Origin of the sequence: Pseudomonas sp. 18173 (genome assembly GCF_050432945.1) — a bacterium.
Taxonomy (GTDB): domain Bacteria; phylum Pseudomonadota; class Gammaproteobacteria; order Pseudomonadales; family Pseudomonadaceae; genus Aquipseudomonas.
In genome coordinates this window covers 1-14189 of the sequence record NZ_JBKFTN010000034.1, presented here as the reverse complement: position 1 = coordinate 14189, position 14189 = coordinate 1, and the positions used below count along the sequence as shown (strand labels likewise).

The window sequence follows — 14189 nt, the reverse complement described above, 5'->3', positions numbered from 1 at the left end:
GACATGAACCGATTCGCACATCGCGGCCTGCTGACGTTCTGCCTGTTGGCCATCGGTATCGGCCAGGCGCTGGCTCACTCGACGGATGAACATGCCGGGCACGACATGACCACCGGCAAGGCCAGCCCGGAGACCGCCCGGATCAAGTTTGCCGACGTGGACCTGCTGGACCAGGACGGCAAGGTCGTCAGCCTGGAAAAAGACCTGGTGAGCAACAAGATCGTGGTCATGGGTTTCATCTACACCAGCTGCACCACGGTCTGCCCGGTGGTGTCCTCGATCATGGGCAAGGTGCAGCAACAGTTGGGCGCGCGGGTCGGCACCGAGGTGCAACTGGTGTCGATCAGCATCGACCCGCAGCGTGATGATCCGCAACGCCTGAACGACTACGCCCGCACTTTCCAGAAGGGGCCGGGCTGGAGCTGGCTGACCGGTTCGCCGCAGTCGGTCACTGCCACCCTCAAGGGCCTGGGCGCCTACAGCGGTGACTTCAAGAATCACTCGCCGCTGATTCTGGTGGGAGACGGCAACAACCGTTTCTGGACCCGTTACTACGGTTTCACCGACCCGACGGAGCTGGCCCGGGCCGTCGAAAAACTCAGTGGTGAACGCAATGTCCACGCCAAGCACACTGCCATCGCCATGGAGCACCAGCCATGAGAGCCATCGACTGGATCGCCCTGAGCATCTGCTTCTGCATTTTCAGTTCAGTGGCGTTCGCCCATGAGGGGCATGAACAAACCGTGCCTGCGGCGGCTTCCGCGCAACCGTCCACCGGCACCCATGATGCGAAGACCTGGTTCACCGATACCCCGTTGCAAGACCAGAACGGCAACACCCTGCGCTTCTACAGCGATGCGCTGAAGGATCGGGTCGTGCTGCTCAACGTGATTTTCACCAGCTGCAACGATGCTTGCCCGCTCATTACCCGCAAGCTCAAGGAAGTGCGTGAAGTGCTCGGCGACAAGGCCGACGGCATCACCTTTATCTCCCTTACCAGTGATCCGCTGCGGGACACCCCGGCGGTACTCAAGGCTTACACCTTGAAACAGGGCGTCGATGAGCCCCACTGGTTTTTTCTTACCGGCGACAAGGCGCAAATGGACCTTGTATTGGGCCGCATCGGTCAGATCGTGCCGACCCCCGAGCAGCACTCCACCCAGTTGATCGTCGGTGACGTGGCGAACAAACGCTGGAGCAAAATCCGCCCCGATGCCCCGGCCGCCGCCATTGCCCAGCGCTTGCAGTTGCTGACAATGCCCGTGGCCGGCCGCTGAGCCATGGCCATGAATACTGCCCTCGTCCTTGGCCTGCTCCTCCTCGGCGGTCTCTCGCTCAGCGTCCAGGCGCTGCCGCTGAGCCTCAGCGAAAGTGCCGGCAAACGCTTGTACCGCGAAGGTGTATCGGCCAGCGGCGAACCGATCATGGCCCGGGTCGGCGCGTCGAACATGGTGCTGCCGGCCACCAGCCTGCCGTGCGCCAATTGTCATGGCGCAGACGGCCTCGGGCGAGCGGAAGGCGGGGTGCGACCACCGGACCTGAGCTGGTCGCGTCTGGCCAGCAGCCATGGCCAGCAGAACATCAACGGCCGCAGCTATCCGGCCTATAGCGACAGCACCCTGGCGCGGGCAGTGCAGGAGGGGCGCGACCCCGGCAACAATCGGCTCGATCCGACGATGCCACGGTTCGTGTTGTCGATGAACGATCAACGCAACCTCACCGCGTACCTCAAGCGCCTGGCCGACGACCGCGATCCGGGCCTGACGCCCGACAGCCTGCACCTGGGCACATTGTTACCCGGCAGCGGGCCATTGAGCGAGGAGGGCGCCACGATAGCGGCGGTGCTCAACGGCTGTGTGGCACGTATCAACGAGGCGGGCGGGATTCATGGCCGGCAGTTGCGCCTGACGATCCTCGACCCCGGCACCGACCGCGCCAGTGCCGAAAAGGCGCTGAACCGGTTGATCGATGAAGAACAGGTGTTTGCCCTGATTGCACCGCTGGCGCCGGCATTGGACGTGGACCTCGCCGTGCGTCTGGAAGAGGTCGGCATTCCCTTGATCGGGCCGCTGTCCTTGCAGGGCACGCCCCACACCAGCCCGCAGATATTCGAACCGCTGCCGGGGCTTCGCGAGCAATTGATCGCCCTGGCCGACTATGCCAGTGCCAGCCTGCGGGTGCTGCAGGGGCCGACACTGATCACCTATCCGGATGAATCCGGCCAACGGCTGGCGGCGCAGGAACTCGGTCAGTACTTGCAGGGGCATGCCTGGCAAAAGGTACGCCTGCAGGCCTACGACCCGGCCGGAGATGAATTGCCCCTGGGCTCGCGCTCGGTGTTTTACCTGGGCAGCAGCAGCGGCTTCAGTCGACTGGCCGAGCGCTTGCAAACGGCGGGGCAGGTGCCTTACCTGTTTGCCGCCTCGAACCAGGTGGCGGGCAATCTGACGCAGGTGCCCAGCGGGTTTTCCCGGCGGGTGTTCCTGGCCTATCCGTTCGTGCCCAGCGACTGGACCCTGGCCGGGCGCCTGGCCCTGACCCAATTGCGCGAACACCAGGGCCTCGGTGGCCAGCACGCGGTGCTGCAAGTGGGCGCGTTCAGTTCGATGATGCTGCTCAGCGAAGGCATGAAGCAGGCCGGGCGGGATGCCAGCCGCGAAAAGCTGGTCAGTGCCCTGGAAGGCCTGCATGACTTCGATACCGGGCTGACGCCATTGATCAGCTTTGGTCCTGGCCGGCGCCTGGGCTTGAGCGGTGCCCATATCGTCACGGTGGATCTGCCGGACCAGCGTTTCTATCTGGTCGCCCCCTATAAACCCATTGCTGCCACGCCCTGACAGGAGGCCGATCATGAAACTCAACACTTTGCTGGTCCTGTTGACGCTGTGGGCGCCCGTGGCGTGGTGCAGCAACGGCCCGGCCGTGGCGCGGGTCAATGGCGAGGAAATTTCCCAGTTGCGCCTGGAGCGCTACTTCGCCGAATACCTGGAAGATCAGGGACGGGCGGTAGGCAGCATCCGCAATCCGAAAGCCTACAAGCAACTGCGCAAGACCGCGCTGGATGCCTTGATCGACCGCGAATTGTTGTGGCAGGAAGCCGTCAAGCGCGGCGTGGTGATCAGTGACGCCGTGGTCAAGGACCAGGTCGACCAGACCCGTCAGGCGATGGGCGGCGCCGAAGTGTTTGCCAGGCGTCTTGAGGATGCCGGTTTCGACGAAGCCGGTTACGCGGAATACACCCGTCGTGAGCTGGCGGCCCGGCAAGTGTTCAATGACCTCACCCAGGCCGGTGAGCCGGACGAAAAACAGGTGCGGGCGTTCTACGAAGAGCACCGTGGCGAGATGAACCGGCCCGAAGCGGTGCAGGCCCGGCATATCCTCATCAAGGTAGCCCCCGGTGCAGACGCTTCCACTGTCGAGGCCGCGCGGCTACGCTTGATGGGAATGCGCGCGTCCATCGTTGCCGGGAGCGACTTCGCCAGCGTTGCCCGCAGTGGCTCCGAAGACGCGTCGGCCAGCGAAGGGGGGGACCTGGGTTATTTTCCCCGTGGACGGATGCTGCCGGAGTTCGAGGCTGCCGCGTTTGCCCTGGCACCGGGGGCCGTCAGCGATCCGGTGCGTACGTCGGTGGGCTGGCACCTGATTTATCTAGAGAACCACATGGAGGCGAGCAATGTCCCAGAGGAGCAAGGACTTGAGATGGTTCGGGCTTATCTTGCCCGGCAACAACAGGTTCAGGCTCGCTTGCAGGCATTGGCGCAATTGCGCTCGCGCAATCGAATCGAACGGATTGACGATGAATAGGGGGTTTCCCCAAAAGTGGGGGAAAAACGTCAATGCCCATTCGATCGCTTTCCCCGTGTTTGGGGGACAGGGTTGCTGTAACAGAAGGCATTGTTTTTAAATTCAAGGACATGAATACCAAAAATTACCGGCGTCCAGCCTGGCATGAAGTGTGCGTTAGCTCTGTCAAGGCGCGCACTCGGCCAGGTTCAATACCCGGACCTGCGGTTTCAAGGAGTCGACCTTGTTAAACAAAGTACTGGTAGTTGATGACGAACAGTTGCTGGCGGAAAACCTCCAGGGTTACCTGCAGGCGCAAGCACTGGATGTCCGGATTGCTCACGACGGTGCGCAAGGAATCGCCGAAGCTGACGATTTCGCACCCGATGTGATGGTGTTCGATTACCGCTTGCCCGATATGGAAGGCTTTCAGGTGCTCGATGCCGTCCGCCAGAACAGGAAGTGTTTTTATGTGCTGATCACAGGGCATCCAACCGCAGAAGTTTGCGAGCGGGCCCGGTTACTGGGAGTCAGCCATATCCTGTTCAAACCGTTTCCATTGGCGGAATTGGCCCGTGCAGTGCTTGATCTTCTGGGCCGGCAGCGCGAACCCAGACCGGGTGTGAGCCCGTCCGAAGGATTCGTCGAACGACGCCAGAGCAAGACCGAAAGTTTCCCGCTGCAGTTGTACGACGGTAGTTGGGTGCTTGCGGATCGCCGAAAAAACACATCGGCCTCCAAGGCGCCAGACGACGAACAATTGCTCACCGGGGAGTAGTGGCGCGACAGGACGTTCCGGCCCCCGCCGAAATGGCTCGCCGCGCCGACAGGGCTCAAAGCCCCGGGCGTTGGAGAGCAAGCCATGGACCGTCTATCCCTTGTTGTAGAAACGGCTCAACTCGAATGTGTACCGACTCGTTTTACCAGTGAACAACTGGCCCAGGCCCGGGCCCTGGCCACCAGTTCCGGCGAGCGGATGCTGGACACCCTGGGGGAGTTGAGTGAACTGGCTCCCATGCCTTTCATCCAGTGCCTGGGTGTAACCCTGCACTACCCGGTGCTCGATACCGACAGCCTGTTCAGCTCCACCCCGGTGTTCGACCGGGTGACCCTGGCCCAATGCCTCAAACGTGAATTCATCCTGCTGCGCCATGACGACGCGGTCATCGGCGTGTTCGCCGACCCCTTCGACAGTGCGCGCCTGGCCTGGATCGATGAATGCCTGCACGGCGCGCCGCTGTACCTGGTGCATGCCGATGACCTGAAGGCCTACCTGGCCCGCCACGAAGAAAGCTTCCACGCGGTGGAGTCGCTCAACGCCCAGGCCGAGGCCGGAACCGAGATCGACACCCTGCAAAGCCTGTCCCTGACCAGCATCAGCGAAGACTCCAGCGTGGTGGTCAAGCTGGTCAACTCCACCCTGTACGACGCGCTGAAAATGCACGCCAGCGACATCCACCTCGGCACCACCGGCAGCGGCCTGGTGATCAAGTACCGGATTGACGGGGTGCTCAACAACATCAGCAAGATCCAGGGCAGTGAGTTCGCCGAACAGGTGATTTCCAGGGTCAAGGTCATGGCCGAACTGGACATCGGCGAAAAGCGCGTGCCCCAGGACGGTCGTTTCAAAGTCGGTATCAGCGGCCGGCAGATCGACTTCCGGGTGTCGATCATGCCCAGCATCTTCGGCGAAGACGCGGTGCTGCGGGTACTCGACAAACAGGACCTCGCCGACAAAGTCTGCGGCGTGCAATTGCAGGCCCTGGGCTTTGAAGAAGAAACCCTGCGCCAGCTGCGCCGGCTGGCCGCCGAGCCCTACGGCATGGTGCTGGTGACCGGGCCTACCGGTAGCGGCAAGACCACCACCCTGTACGCGATGATCACCGAGATCAACCATGGCGTGGACAAGATCATCACCATCGAAGACCCGGTGGAATATCAACTGCCGGGCGTGCTGCAAATCCCGGTCAACGAGAAAAAAGGCCTGACGTTCGCCCGCGGCTTGCGCTCGATCCTGCGTCATGACCCGGACAAGATCATGGTCGGTGAAATCCGCGACCCGGACACCGCGCAGATCGCCGTGCAATCGGCGCTCACCGGTCACCTGGTGTTCACCACCATCCACGCCAACAACGTGTTCGACGTGATCGGCCGTTTCACCCAGATGGAAATCGATCCCTACAGCCTGGTCTCGGCACTCAATGCCGTGCTGGCCCAGCGCCTGATCCGCCTGGTGTGCACCAGTTGCAGCAGCCCCTACAGCCCGACGCAGGAAGAGCTGGAGGTCTCCGGGCTAGATCCGCAAAAGGTCGCCCACTTCCAGTTCGTCCACGGCAAGGGCTGCGGGCATTGCCGCGGCACCGGGTATCGCGGGCGCAGTGCGATTGCCGAGTTGCTGCACCTGGACGATGAACTGCGGCAAATGATCGTCGAGCGCCAACCCATTTCGAAAATCAAGGCCCATGCCTGCAAACGTGGCTTGCGTCTGTTGCGCGAGTCGGCGCTGGAGCTGGTGGAAAAAGGCCGGACCACTCTCGAGGAGATCAATCGTGTCACTTTTATCTCGTGAGCAGTTTGTCGCCGTGCTCGGCGCCAGCGGTGTTGGCCTGGGGCAACGGCAAGGCAATGCAACCCACTGGCTGGGCAGCGTCGGCTACATCGACGAAGGCTTCCAGGCCTGGACGGTGGCCCTGGACACCCTCGACCGTCTGCTGGCCGAACACACCGTTGCCAGGGCGGAACTGACCGTGGTGATCTCCGGACACTTCAGCCGCTATTGCCTGGTGCCCTGGAGTGAGCAAATCAACAGCCCCAGCGAATTGCTCGGCTACGCCCAACTGTGTTTCGAAGATCTCTACGGCGCCCCGACGCAACCCTGGAGCCTGGTGCTCTCGCCCGAACCCGCCGGTTACGACCGCATCGCCACCGCGCTGCCACAGGACTTGCTCGAACGCCTGCGCGCCCTGGTCAGTGCTCGCGGTTTGCGCTTGCGTTCGGTGCAGCCGTACCTGATGGCGGCGTTCAACCATTTCGATAAAAGCCTGGAGGCCGGGGACTTCCTGTTCGTGGTCGCCGAACCGGTACGCAGCGTGCTGCTGCTGGCCCGGGAGGGGCGCTGGACCTCGGTGCGTTCGGTGGGCAGCAGCGACAGCGATGCCGCGCTGACCGCGCTGATCGGTCGTGAAAGCCAGTTGCAGGCTTCCGCCAGCGAACGGCCGTTGAATGTCTACCTGCATGCACCGGCGCGCATCGATTCGCACCCTGACGTGCCCGGTGTGCATCTGCGCACCCTTGAAGAAGACCGGACAGCCGTACGCGATTGCCTGTACGTCATGTCTCGGGCGGTGGCCTGACATGCGCCCCCTGATGCTCGACTTTCAGCCACGCCGCCGTTCCGGTCCCCTGGGCTGGAGCCTGCTGGGCGGTGGCGTGGTGCTGACACTGGCTTGCCTGCTGGTGCAACAGCACCTGAGCAACGAGGCCGAACAACAGCAAGGCCACCTGCAAACCACGCAACGGGTGCTCACTGGCGATAACGGCAGCAAGGTCAGCCTGACCCCGGCGGAAACCCGCGAGCAGGCACAGAACCTGGCCGAAATGCGCAAGGTCTCGCAACAGCTGCGCCGCCCCTGGGAACGCCTGTTCGCCACCCTCGAAGCGATGCCGCGGGACAACATTGCCTTGCTGAGCCTGACCCCGGATGCGCGCAAAGGCCAGGTACGGATCAGCGCCGAGGCGCTGGACCTGGAAGCCATGCTCGATTTTCACCGCCGCCTCGAAGCCAGCGACGAGCTGTCCGACGTGTCGCTGCTGAGCCATGAAATTGTCGCCAACGTGCCGGAGCACCCGGTGCAGTTCAACCTGTCGGCTACCTGGGAGATCGGCGATGCAAATCCCTAAATTGATCGTCCACGAATACCTGCAAGGCCTCGGCGTTCCCGGGCTGGCGGGGTTGGGCCTGCTGGTGCTGGCGCTGAGCTATGGCCTGGTCGGGTTGCTGCCGGACTGGGAGTCGCTGCAAAACCTCAACCAGCAGACCCGCGACGCCACCGAGTACCTGGCCAAGGTCGAAGACGGCAGCGTAGCGCCACCGGTTGTGCCGCAGCGTCAGCTCGACGACTTCCGCAGCAAGCTGCCGTCCCAGCCTCAGGCCACTGTGGCCATCGACAAGATCTACGCGCTGGCCGCCCAGGAGCGCATCACCTTGTCCCGGGGTGAATACTCCCTGGGCGTGGACCCCAAGACGCACCTGGCCCGCTACCAGATTCTGCTGCCGGTACGTGGCAGCTATCCGCAACTGCGGCGCTTCCTGCACGCCTTGCTCGGCCAGTTGCCGGCGGTGGTACTGGAGGATGTGGAGCTTCAGCGCAAGAAAATCGCCGATACCGACCTGACCGGGCGGATCCGCATGACCCTTTACCTGTCGAGGTCATGATGAATACCAAACGAGTGGTGGGTTGGGTGGCGTTCTTTGGTGTAGCGGCAGCGCTCGCCTGGTTCCCCGAATATTTCAAGCAGGCTGACGACAGCGACCCTGCGGTGGCCGCCGTGGCCACGCCAGCCAAAGGCAAGACCCCTGGCACATTGGCGGCTGCATCGACTGCCGCTGCGGTGGCGCCGATCAAGGACCTGAGCCCGGCCGGCGACCTGTTCGCCGCCCGCAGCTGGAAAGCGGCGCCGGCCCTCGGCACCGTCACTGAACAACCCGCTGTAGACGTTACACCGGTGGTGCAAACCCCCATTGCACCGCCGTTGCCCTTCCAGTTTGTCGGCAGGCTGGATGACCGTTCCGATCTGCAGGTGTTCTTGCAGAACGGCGAAAAAATCTACGTCGTGCGCAAAGGGGATGTAATCGACGAAACCTGGCGGATCGAGCGGATTTCCAAAGAGGAACTGAGCCTGGTCTACCTGCCTCTGCATTTAGCTCAGACCTTGTCTGTGGGGAGTACGGAATGAACAAATCCCGTTTGCTGATGAGCCTTTGTCTGTGTGCGGGTCTGGCCGCATGCAGTTCGGCGGAGGTTGCCAGGGACGAAGCTTCTGCCCTGATGGAGTCCGGCCAATACGAAGCCGGTCTGGCCCGCATCGAACAGGGATTGCGTGAAAACCCTCGCGATACCGATCTGCACATGGCCCTCAACAGCGGTCGGGCCCGCGCCGTGACGGCGCTGCTGACCCAGGCCGACATGGACCGGGCTCAGCGTAATTTCGCCGGGGCCCGCATGACTTACAGCCGGGTCTTGACCATCGAACCGCACAACCGTCGTGCCCAGGATGCCCTGCACCAGCTGGACTACCTGCGCAGCATGGACGAGAAACTCGAACTGGCCCGTGGCGACCTGCGTCGCGGTGACATCTACGGTGCCGACCGCCAGGTCAAACAGATTCTCGAACTGGACCCGAAGAACGATGGTGCCCTGGAACTGCAAGACAACATCCGCCTGGTGCAGAGCCGCAACGTGGTGCAGTACCCGCAACTGCGCACACGCCTGGACCGGCCGGTGACCCTGGAATTTCGCGATGCCAACCTCAAGACCATTTTCGAAGTGCTGTCCCAGGTCGCCGGCCTGAACTTCATCTTCGACAAGGACCTGCGCCCCGACATGAAAGCCACGATCTTCGTTCGTGACGTACGTATCGAAGACGCCGTGGAGCTGTTGCTGCAACAGAATCAGCTGCATCAGAAAGTGGTGAATGAAAACACCTTGCTGATCTACCCGGATTCGCCGCAGAAGCTCAAGGATTACCAGGAGCTGGTGATGCGCACCTTCTATCTGACCAGCATCGATGCCAACACGGCGCTGAACATGATCAAGACCATGCTCAAGACCCGCGACGTGTTCGTTGACGAGCGCCTCAACACCCTGACCATGCGCGATACCGGTGACGCAGTGCGCATGGCGGAAAAACTCCTGCAATCGCAGGACCAGTCCAACCCGGAAGTGGTGCTGGAAGTGGAAGTGATGGAGGTTGCCCGCCAACGCATTCTCGACCTCGGCCTGCAATGGCCCAACACCTTCGGTGTGATCAACAGCGACGGCTCGCCAGTGTCCATTCTTGACCAACTCAAGGGTATCGACTCCAGCCGGATTACCATCAATCCATCGCCCCAAGCCAAGATCAATGCGCAGGACAAAGACATCAACACCCTGGCCAGCCCGGTGATCCGGGTCAGCAACCGCGAACAGGCGCGGATCCACATCGGTCAGCGGGTGCCAATCATCAGCGCCACGTCGGTGCCTTCGACCCAGGGCCCGGTGATCACCGAAAGCGTGACCTACCTCGACGTCGGTCTTAAGCTTGAAGTACAACCGATCGTGCACCTGAACAACGAAGTGGCCATCAAGGTCGCGCTGGAAGTCAGTAACGCCACGCCGCTGACGCCGACCGCGCAGGGCACCATTCCGGTCCAGGTCGATACCCGCAACGCCCAGACCACCTTGCGTCTGCATGACGGCGAAACCCAGATCCTCGCCGGTCTGGTGCGCAACGACCACGGCGCCAGCGGTAACAAGATCCCTGGCCTGGGCGACATTCCTGGCCTGGGCCGTCTGTTCGGCAGCAACAAGGACGACGTCAGCAAGTCCGAGCTGGTGCTGTCGATCACCCCGCGGATTGTGCGCAACCTGCCGTACCAGAGCCCGTCGGACATGGAATTCTCGACCGGCACCGAAACCAGCATGCACATCCAGGCACCGGACCGCTCGATGAGCACCACGGTTCAGGCCGCCCCCGCGAGCGACCCCATGAACGCACCGATCGCCACCACCGTAACTGTTGGGAAGCCTTGATCATGAACGCCTCGCAACGCGGTTTTACCCTGATCGAAGTCGTGGTGACGCTCGCCCTGGTCGGCCTGTTGGCCGGCATGGCCGCACCGCTGACCGAGACCGTGGTGCGCCGGGGCAAAGAGCAGGAAATGCGCACCGCGCTGTACCAGATCCGCGATGCCATCGACGCCTACAAACGCGCCTTCGATGCCGGCTACATCGAGAAGACGCTCGACAGCAGCGGCTACCCGCCAAACCTGAAAGTGCTGGTCGACGGAGTGCGTGACGTACGCAGCGCCAAGGGTGCCAAGTTCTATTTCCTGCGGCGCATCCCCCGGGACCCGCTGGCCACCGTCAAGCGTGACGACGAGGGCGGCTGGGGCCTGCGTTCCTATGACAGTTCTGCCGAGAACCCGCGAGAGGGCCAGGACGTCTTTGACGTCTACTCCAAGGCCCGGGGCAAGGGGCTCAACGGCATCGCCTACCGGGAGTGGTGAGCATATGCGTCGGCAAAAGGGTTTTACCCTCATTGAACTGATGGTGGTCATGGCAATCATCGCGACCCTGATGACGATTGCCTTGCCTCGTTACTTCAACAGCCTGGAGGCCTCGAAAGAGACCACCCTGCGCCAGAGCCTTTCCTCCATGCGCGAGGCGCTGGATCACTACTACGGGGACACCGGGCGTTATCCCGACTCCATCGAACAACTGGTCGAACTGCGCTACCTGCGTAACCAGCCGCTGGACCCGATTGCCGAGCGCAAGGACACCTGGGTCATGGTCGCGCCACCGGATGGCGTAGCGGGCGGGGTGGCCAACATCAAGAGCGGCGCCACCGGGAGGGCGCGTGATGGCAGCCTTTACTCCGAGTGGTAAGCCTTCGGGCCAGGACGGCTTCACCTACCTGGGTGTGCTGTTTCTGATCGTCGTGATGGGCATGGGCCTGGCCAGTGCCGGCGAGTTGTGGGCCACCGCCGCGCGCCGGGATCGCGAAAACCAGTTGCTCTGGGTCGGCACGCAGTATGCCCAGGCGCTGCGCAGCTATTACCGCAGCTCGCCCGGTGTGGCCATGTACCCGAAAGAACTCGCGGACCTGTTGCAGGACGAGCGTTTCCCGACGGCCAAGCACCATATCCGCCAGTTGTACCCGGAGCCGATGACCGGTGGCGAATGGGAGTTGATTCGCGGTATCGACGGCCGTATCAGCGGTGTGTATTGCCCGTCCACGGAGAAGCCGCTCAAGCAGGTGAACTTTCCCAGCCAGTGGTCGGACTTCAACGGCATGGCCAGCTACAAGGACTGGCAATTCGTGGCCGAGAAAGCCTTCCTCGATGGCACCAACGGACCGCCCAAAGCTCAGTTCAACGGACCCCAGGCGATGCAGCCGTGAAGCGGCACTGGCTGGCGGCACTGGTCCTGATGCTGATGGCGAACGTCGCCTCGGCGCAAGACGACGAGATGCTGGGGTTCATCATCGACGACACCATTTCGCACATCGGCCATGACTTTTACTACTCGTTCAGTGAACGCCTGCGTGCCACCAGCCCGATGGACTTCAACCTGGTGGTACGCGAGAGACCTTCGGCGCGCTGGGGCAGCCTGGTGACCGTGGAGTTTCAGCAACGATTGGTTTATCGGCGCTTCCTGCCGCCGAACACCGTGGAGTTGAAAGACGAGGCCTATGAGGCGGCCGACCAGGTTCGCATGGAGATCGTGCGGCGCAAGCTGGAAGCCTTGTTGCAGGACACCACCGACCTTGAGAGGGACGAACTATGAAAAAAAGTACTTTCGGGAAACGTACGGGACTGTGGTTACTCGGACTCTGGTTTACCGGTGCAGGCAGCTGTGGCCTGGTCCATGCCACCGAACTGGTCTACACGCCCATCAACCCGTCGTTCGGTGGCAACCCGTTGAACGGCACCTGGTTGCTCAACAACGCCCAGGCGCAGAACGACTTCGACGATCCCGATCTGAAAAGCCGTACCGCTGTGGCCGGCACGTCGGCACTGGAACGGTTTACCAGTCAGTTGCAATCGCGGTTGCTGGGGCAACTGCTGGACAACATCTCCACCGGCAACACCGGGAGCCTGTCGACTGACGCCTTTATCGTCAACGTCGTCGACGACTCCGGGGCATTGACGATCAATGTGACCGACCGCGCAACGGGTGAGGTTTCGGAAATCCAGGTAAACGGCATCACCACCACCCCTTGATGGGGACATGGGCCGATGGGGAGTTAAGGATATGAAAAGAATAATTGCGCTAGGGATGCTGGTGGCGGTGCTTTCCGGCTGCGGTCTGCGTCAACCGATGTCCGCCGAACAGGACACTGAAACGCCGACCCTGACCCCCAGGGCCTCGACCTATTACGACTTGTTGAACATGCCACGCCCCAAGGGCAAGTTGATGGCAGTGGTGTACGGCTTCCGTGACCAGACCGGGCAATACAAGCCAACCCCGGCCAGCTCGTTTTCCACCAGTGTGACCCAGGGCGCCGCGAGCATGTTGATGGATGCCTTGCAGGCCAGTGGCTGGTTCGTGGTGCTGGAGCGCGAAGGGCTGCAGAACCTGCTGACCGAGCGCAAGATCATCCGCGCCTCGCAAAAGAAACCCAATACGCCGGTGAACATCGTAGGTGAACTGCCACCGCTGCAAGCGGCGAACATGATGCTCGAAGGCGGGATCATTGCCTACGACACCAATGTGCGCAGCGGCGGGGAAGGGGCGCGCTACCTGGGCATCGACATTTCCCGTGAATACCGCGTGGATCAGGTCACGGTGAACCTGCGGGCGGTGGACGTGCGCAGCGGGCAGGTCCTGGCCAACGTGATGACCAGCAAGACCATCTACTCGGTCGGTCGCAGTGCCGGGGTGTTCAAGTTCATCGAGTTCAAAAAGCTGCTTGAAGCTGAAGTTGGCTATACCACTAACGAACCGGCGCAGTTGTGTGTGCTGTCGGCGATCGAGGCGGCGGTGGGGCATTTGCTGGCGCAAGGGATCGAGCGGCGGTTGTGGCAGGTGGCGGGGGATGTTGCCCAGCCTGCGCAGAATGAGACGCTGGATCGGTATTTGACGCAGAACAAGGTGGATACGGAGAGTGTGGAGTAAGTCTGGTTTTGGCCTTGGCGGCCTTTGGGCCAACCAGGCTCTTATGGATGTTCTCAGTACCCTGTGGGAGCGAGCCTGCTCGCGAAGGCGGCCTGACAGCCGACCTAAGTTTTGTTGACTGAGTACATATCCGTTTCTGCGGTAACGACGGCTGATGGTTTCGCCCTTACGGCGACTCACTTTTTTTGACAAGCGCCTCAAAAAAAGTAAGCAAAAAAAACGCTCGCCCCGAACGTCCGGCCCCTCGCCGAGGCTCGGGGTTCCTTCGCTCCGGCATTCATCCGGGGGCGTTGCCCTACGGTTTGCTTCGCTGCACCTCCCTGCAATGTGTGCGGCTTCGCCGCACGGCGCTACGCGCCATTCCCCGGATGAACGCCTCCGCTCAGCCTGCCGAGGGGGCGGGTGGATCAAGATCAAGAGCGGCAGGCGAGCTAACGCTCGGCCTGTTGAGTGGTTAGAAGCAATGGGTGTACGCCGATCTGCCGTTGCTCTGCTTTTGCTCTTCTGTGGGAGCGAGCCTGCTCGCGA

The 14189-nt window shown here is 62.1% G+C and carries 17 protein-coding genes; all 17 read left to right on the top strand.

What is annotated here, in order from left to right:
- Positions 1-3: 3 nt before the first annotated feature.
- The 17 genes from ACLD1X_RS26820 to ACLD1X_RS26740 all read left to right on the top strand — a co-directional run bounded on the left by ACLD1X_RS26820 (position 4) and on the right by ACLD1X_RS26740 (position 13661).
- Positions 4-660, top strand: a complete 657-nt coding sequence (locus ACLD1X_RS26820) for an SCO family protein (RefSeq protein ID WP_429372949.1) — start codon at positions 4-6, stop codon at positions 658-660.
- Positions 657-1277, top strand: coding sequence for an SCO family protein (locus ACLD1X_RS26815; RefSeq protein ID WP_429372947.1), 621 nt, complete (start codon positions 657-659; stop codon positions 1275-1277). The genes ACLD1X_RS26820 and ACLD1X_RS26815 overlap by 4 nt, the downstream gene beginning before the upstream one ends.
- A 9-nt stretch (positions 1278-1286) precedes the next feature.
- The gene (locus ACLD1X_RS26810; RefSeq protein ID WP_429372945.1) at positions 1287-2837 is read left to right on the top strand and encodes an ABC transporter substrate-binding protein; all 1551 of its coding nucleotides are present in this window, start codon (positions 1287-1289) and stop codon (positions 2835-2837) included.
- A 13-nt stretch (positions 2838-2850) separates the two neighbouring features.
- On the top strand, positions 2851-3804 hold the full coding sequence (locus ACLD1X_RS26805; RefSeq protein WP_429372943.1) for a peptidylprolyl isomerase: 954 nt from the start codon (positions 2851-2853) through the stop codon (positions 3802-3804).
- A 223-nt stretch (positions 3805-4027) separates the two neighbouring features.
- Complete coding sequence (locus ACLD1X_RS26800; RefSeq protein ID WP_429372941.1) at positions 4028-4561, top strand: response regulator; 534 nt, start codon at positions 4028-4030, stop codon at positions 4559-4561.
- An 84-nt stretch (positions 4562-4645) separates the two neighbouring features.
- On the top strand, positions 4646-6352 hold the full coding sequence (locus ACLD1X_RS26795; protein WP_429372939.1) for a GspE/PulE family protein: 1707 nt from the start codon (positions 4646-4648) through the stop codon (positions 6350-6352).
- Positions 6333-7136 carry a hypothetical protein gene (locus tag ACLD1X_RS26790; protein WP_429372937.1) on the top strand — a complete coding sequence of 268 codons (804 nt, stop codon included), beginning with the start codon at positions 6333-6335 and terminating at the stop codon, positions 7134-7136. Before ACLD1X_RS26795 ends, ACLD1X_RS26790 begins: the two co-directional genes overlap by 20 nt.
- Before the next feature lies 1 nt (position 7137).
- Positions 7138-7683, top strand: a complete 546-nt coding sequence (locus ACLD1X_RS26785; protein ID WP_429372935.1) for a PilN domain-containing protein — start codon at positions 7138-7140, stop codon at positions 7681-7683.
- Positions 7670-8218 (top strand): pilus assembly protein PilO, encoded by a 549-nt coding sequence (locus ACLD1X_RS26780; protein WP_429372933.1) that lies wholly within the window; start codon positions 7670-7672, stop codon positions 8216-8218. Before ACLD1X_RS26785 ends, ACLD1X_RS26780 begins: the two co-directional genes overlap by 14 nt.
- A complete protein-coding gene (locus ACLD1X_RS26775) occupies positions 8218-8739 on the top strand; it encodes a hypothetical protein (protein WP_429372931.1) in 522 nt (173 codons plus the stop codon). Before ACLD1X_RS26780 ends, ACLD1X_RS26775 begins: the two co-directional genes overlap by 1 nt.
- Positions 8736-10574 (top strand): secretin N-terminal domain-containing protein, encoded by a 1839-nt coding sequence (locus ACLD1X_RS26770; RefSeq protein ID WP_429372929.1) that lies wholly within the window; start codon positions 8736-8738, stop codon positions 10572-10574. The genes ACLD1X_RS26775 and ACLD1X_RS26770 overlap by 4 nt, the downstream gene beginning before the upstream one ends.
- A 2-nt stretch (positions 10575-10576) precedes the next feature.
- Positions 10577-11050, top strand: coding sequence for a type II secretion system protein (locus ACLD1X_RS26765; RefSeq protein WP_429372927.1), 474 nt, complete (start codon positions 10577-10579; stop codon positions 11048-11050).
- Between the two features lie 4 nt (positions 11051-11054).
- On the top strand, positions 11055-11429 hold the full coding sequence (locus tag ACLD1X_RS26760; RefSeq protein WP_429372925.1) for a type II secretion system protein: 375 nt from the start codon (positions 11055-11057) through the stop codon (positions 11427-11429).
- Entirely contained in the window at positions 11404-11943 is a 540-nt protein-coding gene (locus tag ACLD1X_RS26755; RefSeq protein WP_429372923.1) for a type II secretion system protein, read from the top strand. The genes ACLD1X_RS26760 and ACLD1X_RS26755 overlap by 26 nt, the downstream gene beginning before the upstream one ends.
- A gap of 29 nt (positions 11944-11972) precedes the next feature.
- Positions 11973-12329, top strand: a complete 357-nt coding sequence (gene csgE / locus ACLD1X_RS26750; protein WP_429373005.1) for a curli production assembly/transport protein CsgE — start codon at positions 11973-11975, stop codon at positions 12327-12329.
- Positions 12326-12766, top strand: coding sequence for a curli assembly protein CsgF (locus tag ACLD1X_RS26745; RefSeq protein WP_429372921.1), 441 nt, complete (start codon positions 12326-12328; stop codon positions 12764-12766). Before csgE ends, ACLD1X_RS26745 begins: the two co-directional genes overlap by 4 nt.
- Positions 12767-12797: 31 nt before the next feature.
- Complete coding sequence (locus tag ACLD1X_RS26740; RefSeq protein ID WP_429372919.1) at positions 12798-13661, top strand: CsgG/HfaB family protein; 864 nt, start codon at positions 12798-12800, stop codon at positions 13659-13661.
- The last annotated feature ends 528 nt before the right edge of the window (positions 13662-14189 follow it).

Coding starts and splice junctions, on each gene's coding strand:
- ACLD1X_RS26820 (WP_429372949.1), top strand. CDS start 4: ATGAACCGATTCGCACATCGCGGCCTGCTGACGTTCTGCCTGTTGGCC.
- ACLD1X_RS26815 (WP_429372947.1), top strand. CDS start 657: ATGAGAGCCATCGACTGGATCGCCCTGAGCATCTGCTTCTGCATTTTC.
- ACLD1X_RS26810 (WP_429372945.1), top strand. CDS start 1,287: ATGAATACTGCCCTCGTCCTTGGCCTGCTCCTCCTCGGCGGTCTCTCG.
- ACLD1X_RS26805 (WP_429372943.1), top strand. CDS start 2,851: ATGAAACTCAACACTTTGCTGGTCCTGTTGACGCTGTGGGCGCCCGTG.
- ACLD1X_RS26795 (WP_429372939.1), top strand. CDS start 4,646: ATGGACCGTCTATCCCTTGTTGTAGAAACGGCTCAACTCGAATGTGTA.
- ACLD1X_RS26785 (WP_429372935.1), top strand. CDS start 7,138: ATGCGCCCCCTGATGCTCGACTTTCAGCCACGCCGCCGTTCCGGTCCC.
- ACLD1X_RS26780 (WP_429372933.1), top strand. CDS start 7,670: ATGCAAATCCCTAAATTGATCGTCCACGAATACCTGCAAGGCCTCGGC.
- ACLD1X_RS26775 (WP_429372931.1), top strand. CDS start 8,218: ATGAATACCAAACGAGTGGTGGGTTGGGTGGCGTTCTTTGGTGTAGCG.
- ACLD1X_RS26770 (WP_429372929.1), top strand. CDS start 8,736: ATGAACAAATCCCGTTTGCTGATGAGCCTTTGTCTGTGTGCGGGTCTG.
- ACLD1X_RS26765 (WP_429372927.1), top strand. CDS start 10,577: ATGAACGCCTCGCAACGCGGTTTTACCCTGATCGAAGTCGTGGTGACG.
- ACLD1X_RS26760 (WP_429372925.1), top strand. CDS start 11,055: ATGCGTCGGCAAAAGGGTTTTACCCTCATTGAACTGATGGTGGTCATG.
- ACLD1X_RS26755 (WP_429372923.1), top strand. CDS start 11,404: ATGGCAGCCTTTACTCCGAGTGGTAAGCCTTCGGGCCAGGACGGCTTC.
- csgE (WP_429373005.1), top strand. CDS start 11,973: ATGCTGATGGCGAACGTCGCCTCGGCGCAAGACGACGAGATGCTGGGG.
- ACLD1X_RS26745 (WP_429372921.1), top strand. CDS start 12,326: ATGAAAAAAAGTACTTTCGGGAAACGTACGGGACTGTGGTTACTCGGA.
- ACLD1X_RS26740 (WP_429372919.1), top strand. CDS start 12,798: ATGAAAAGAATAATTGCGCTAGGGATGCTGGTGGCGGTGCTTTCCGGC.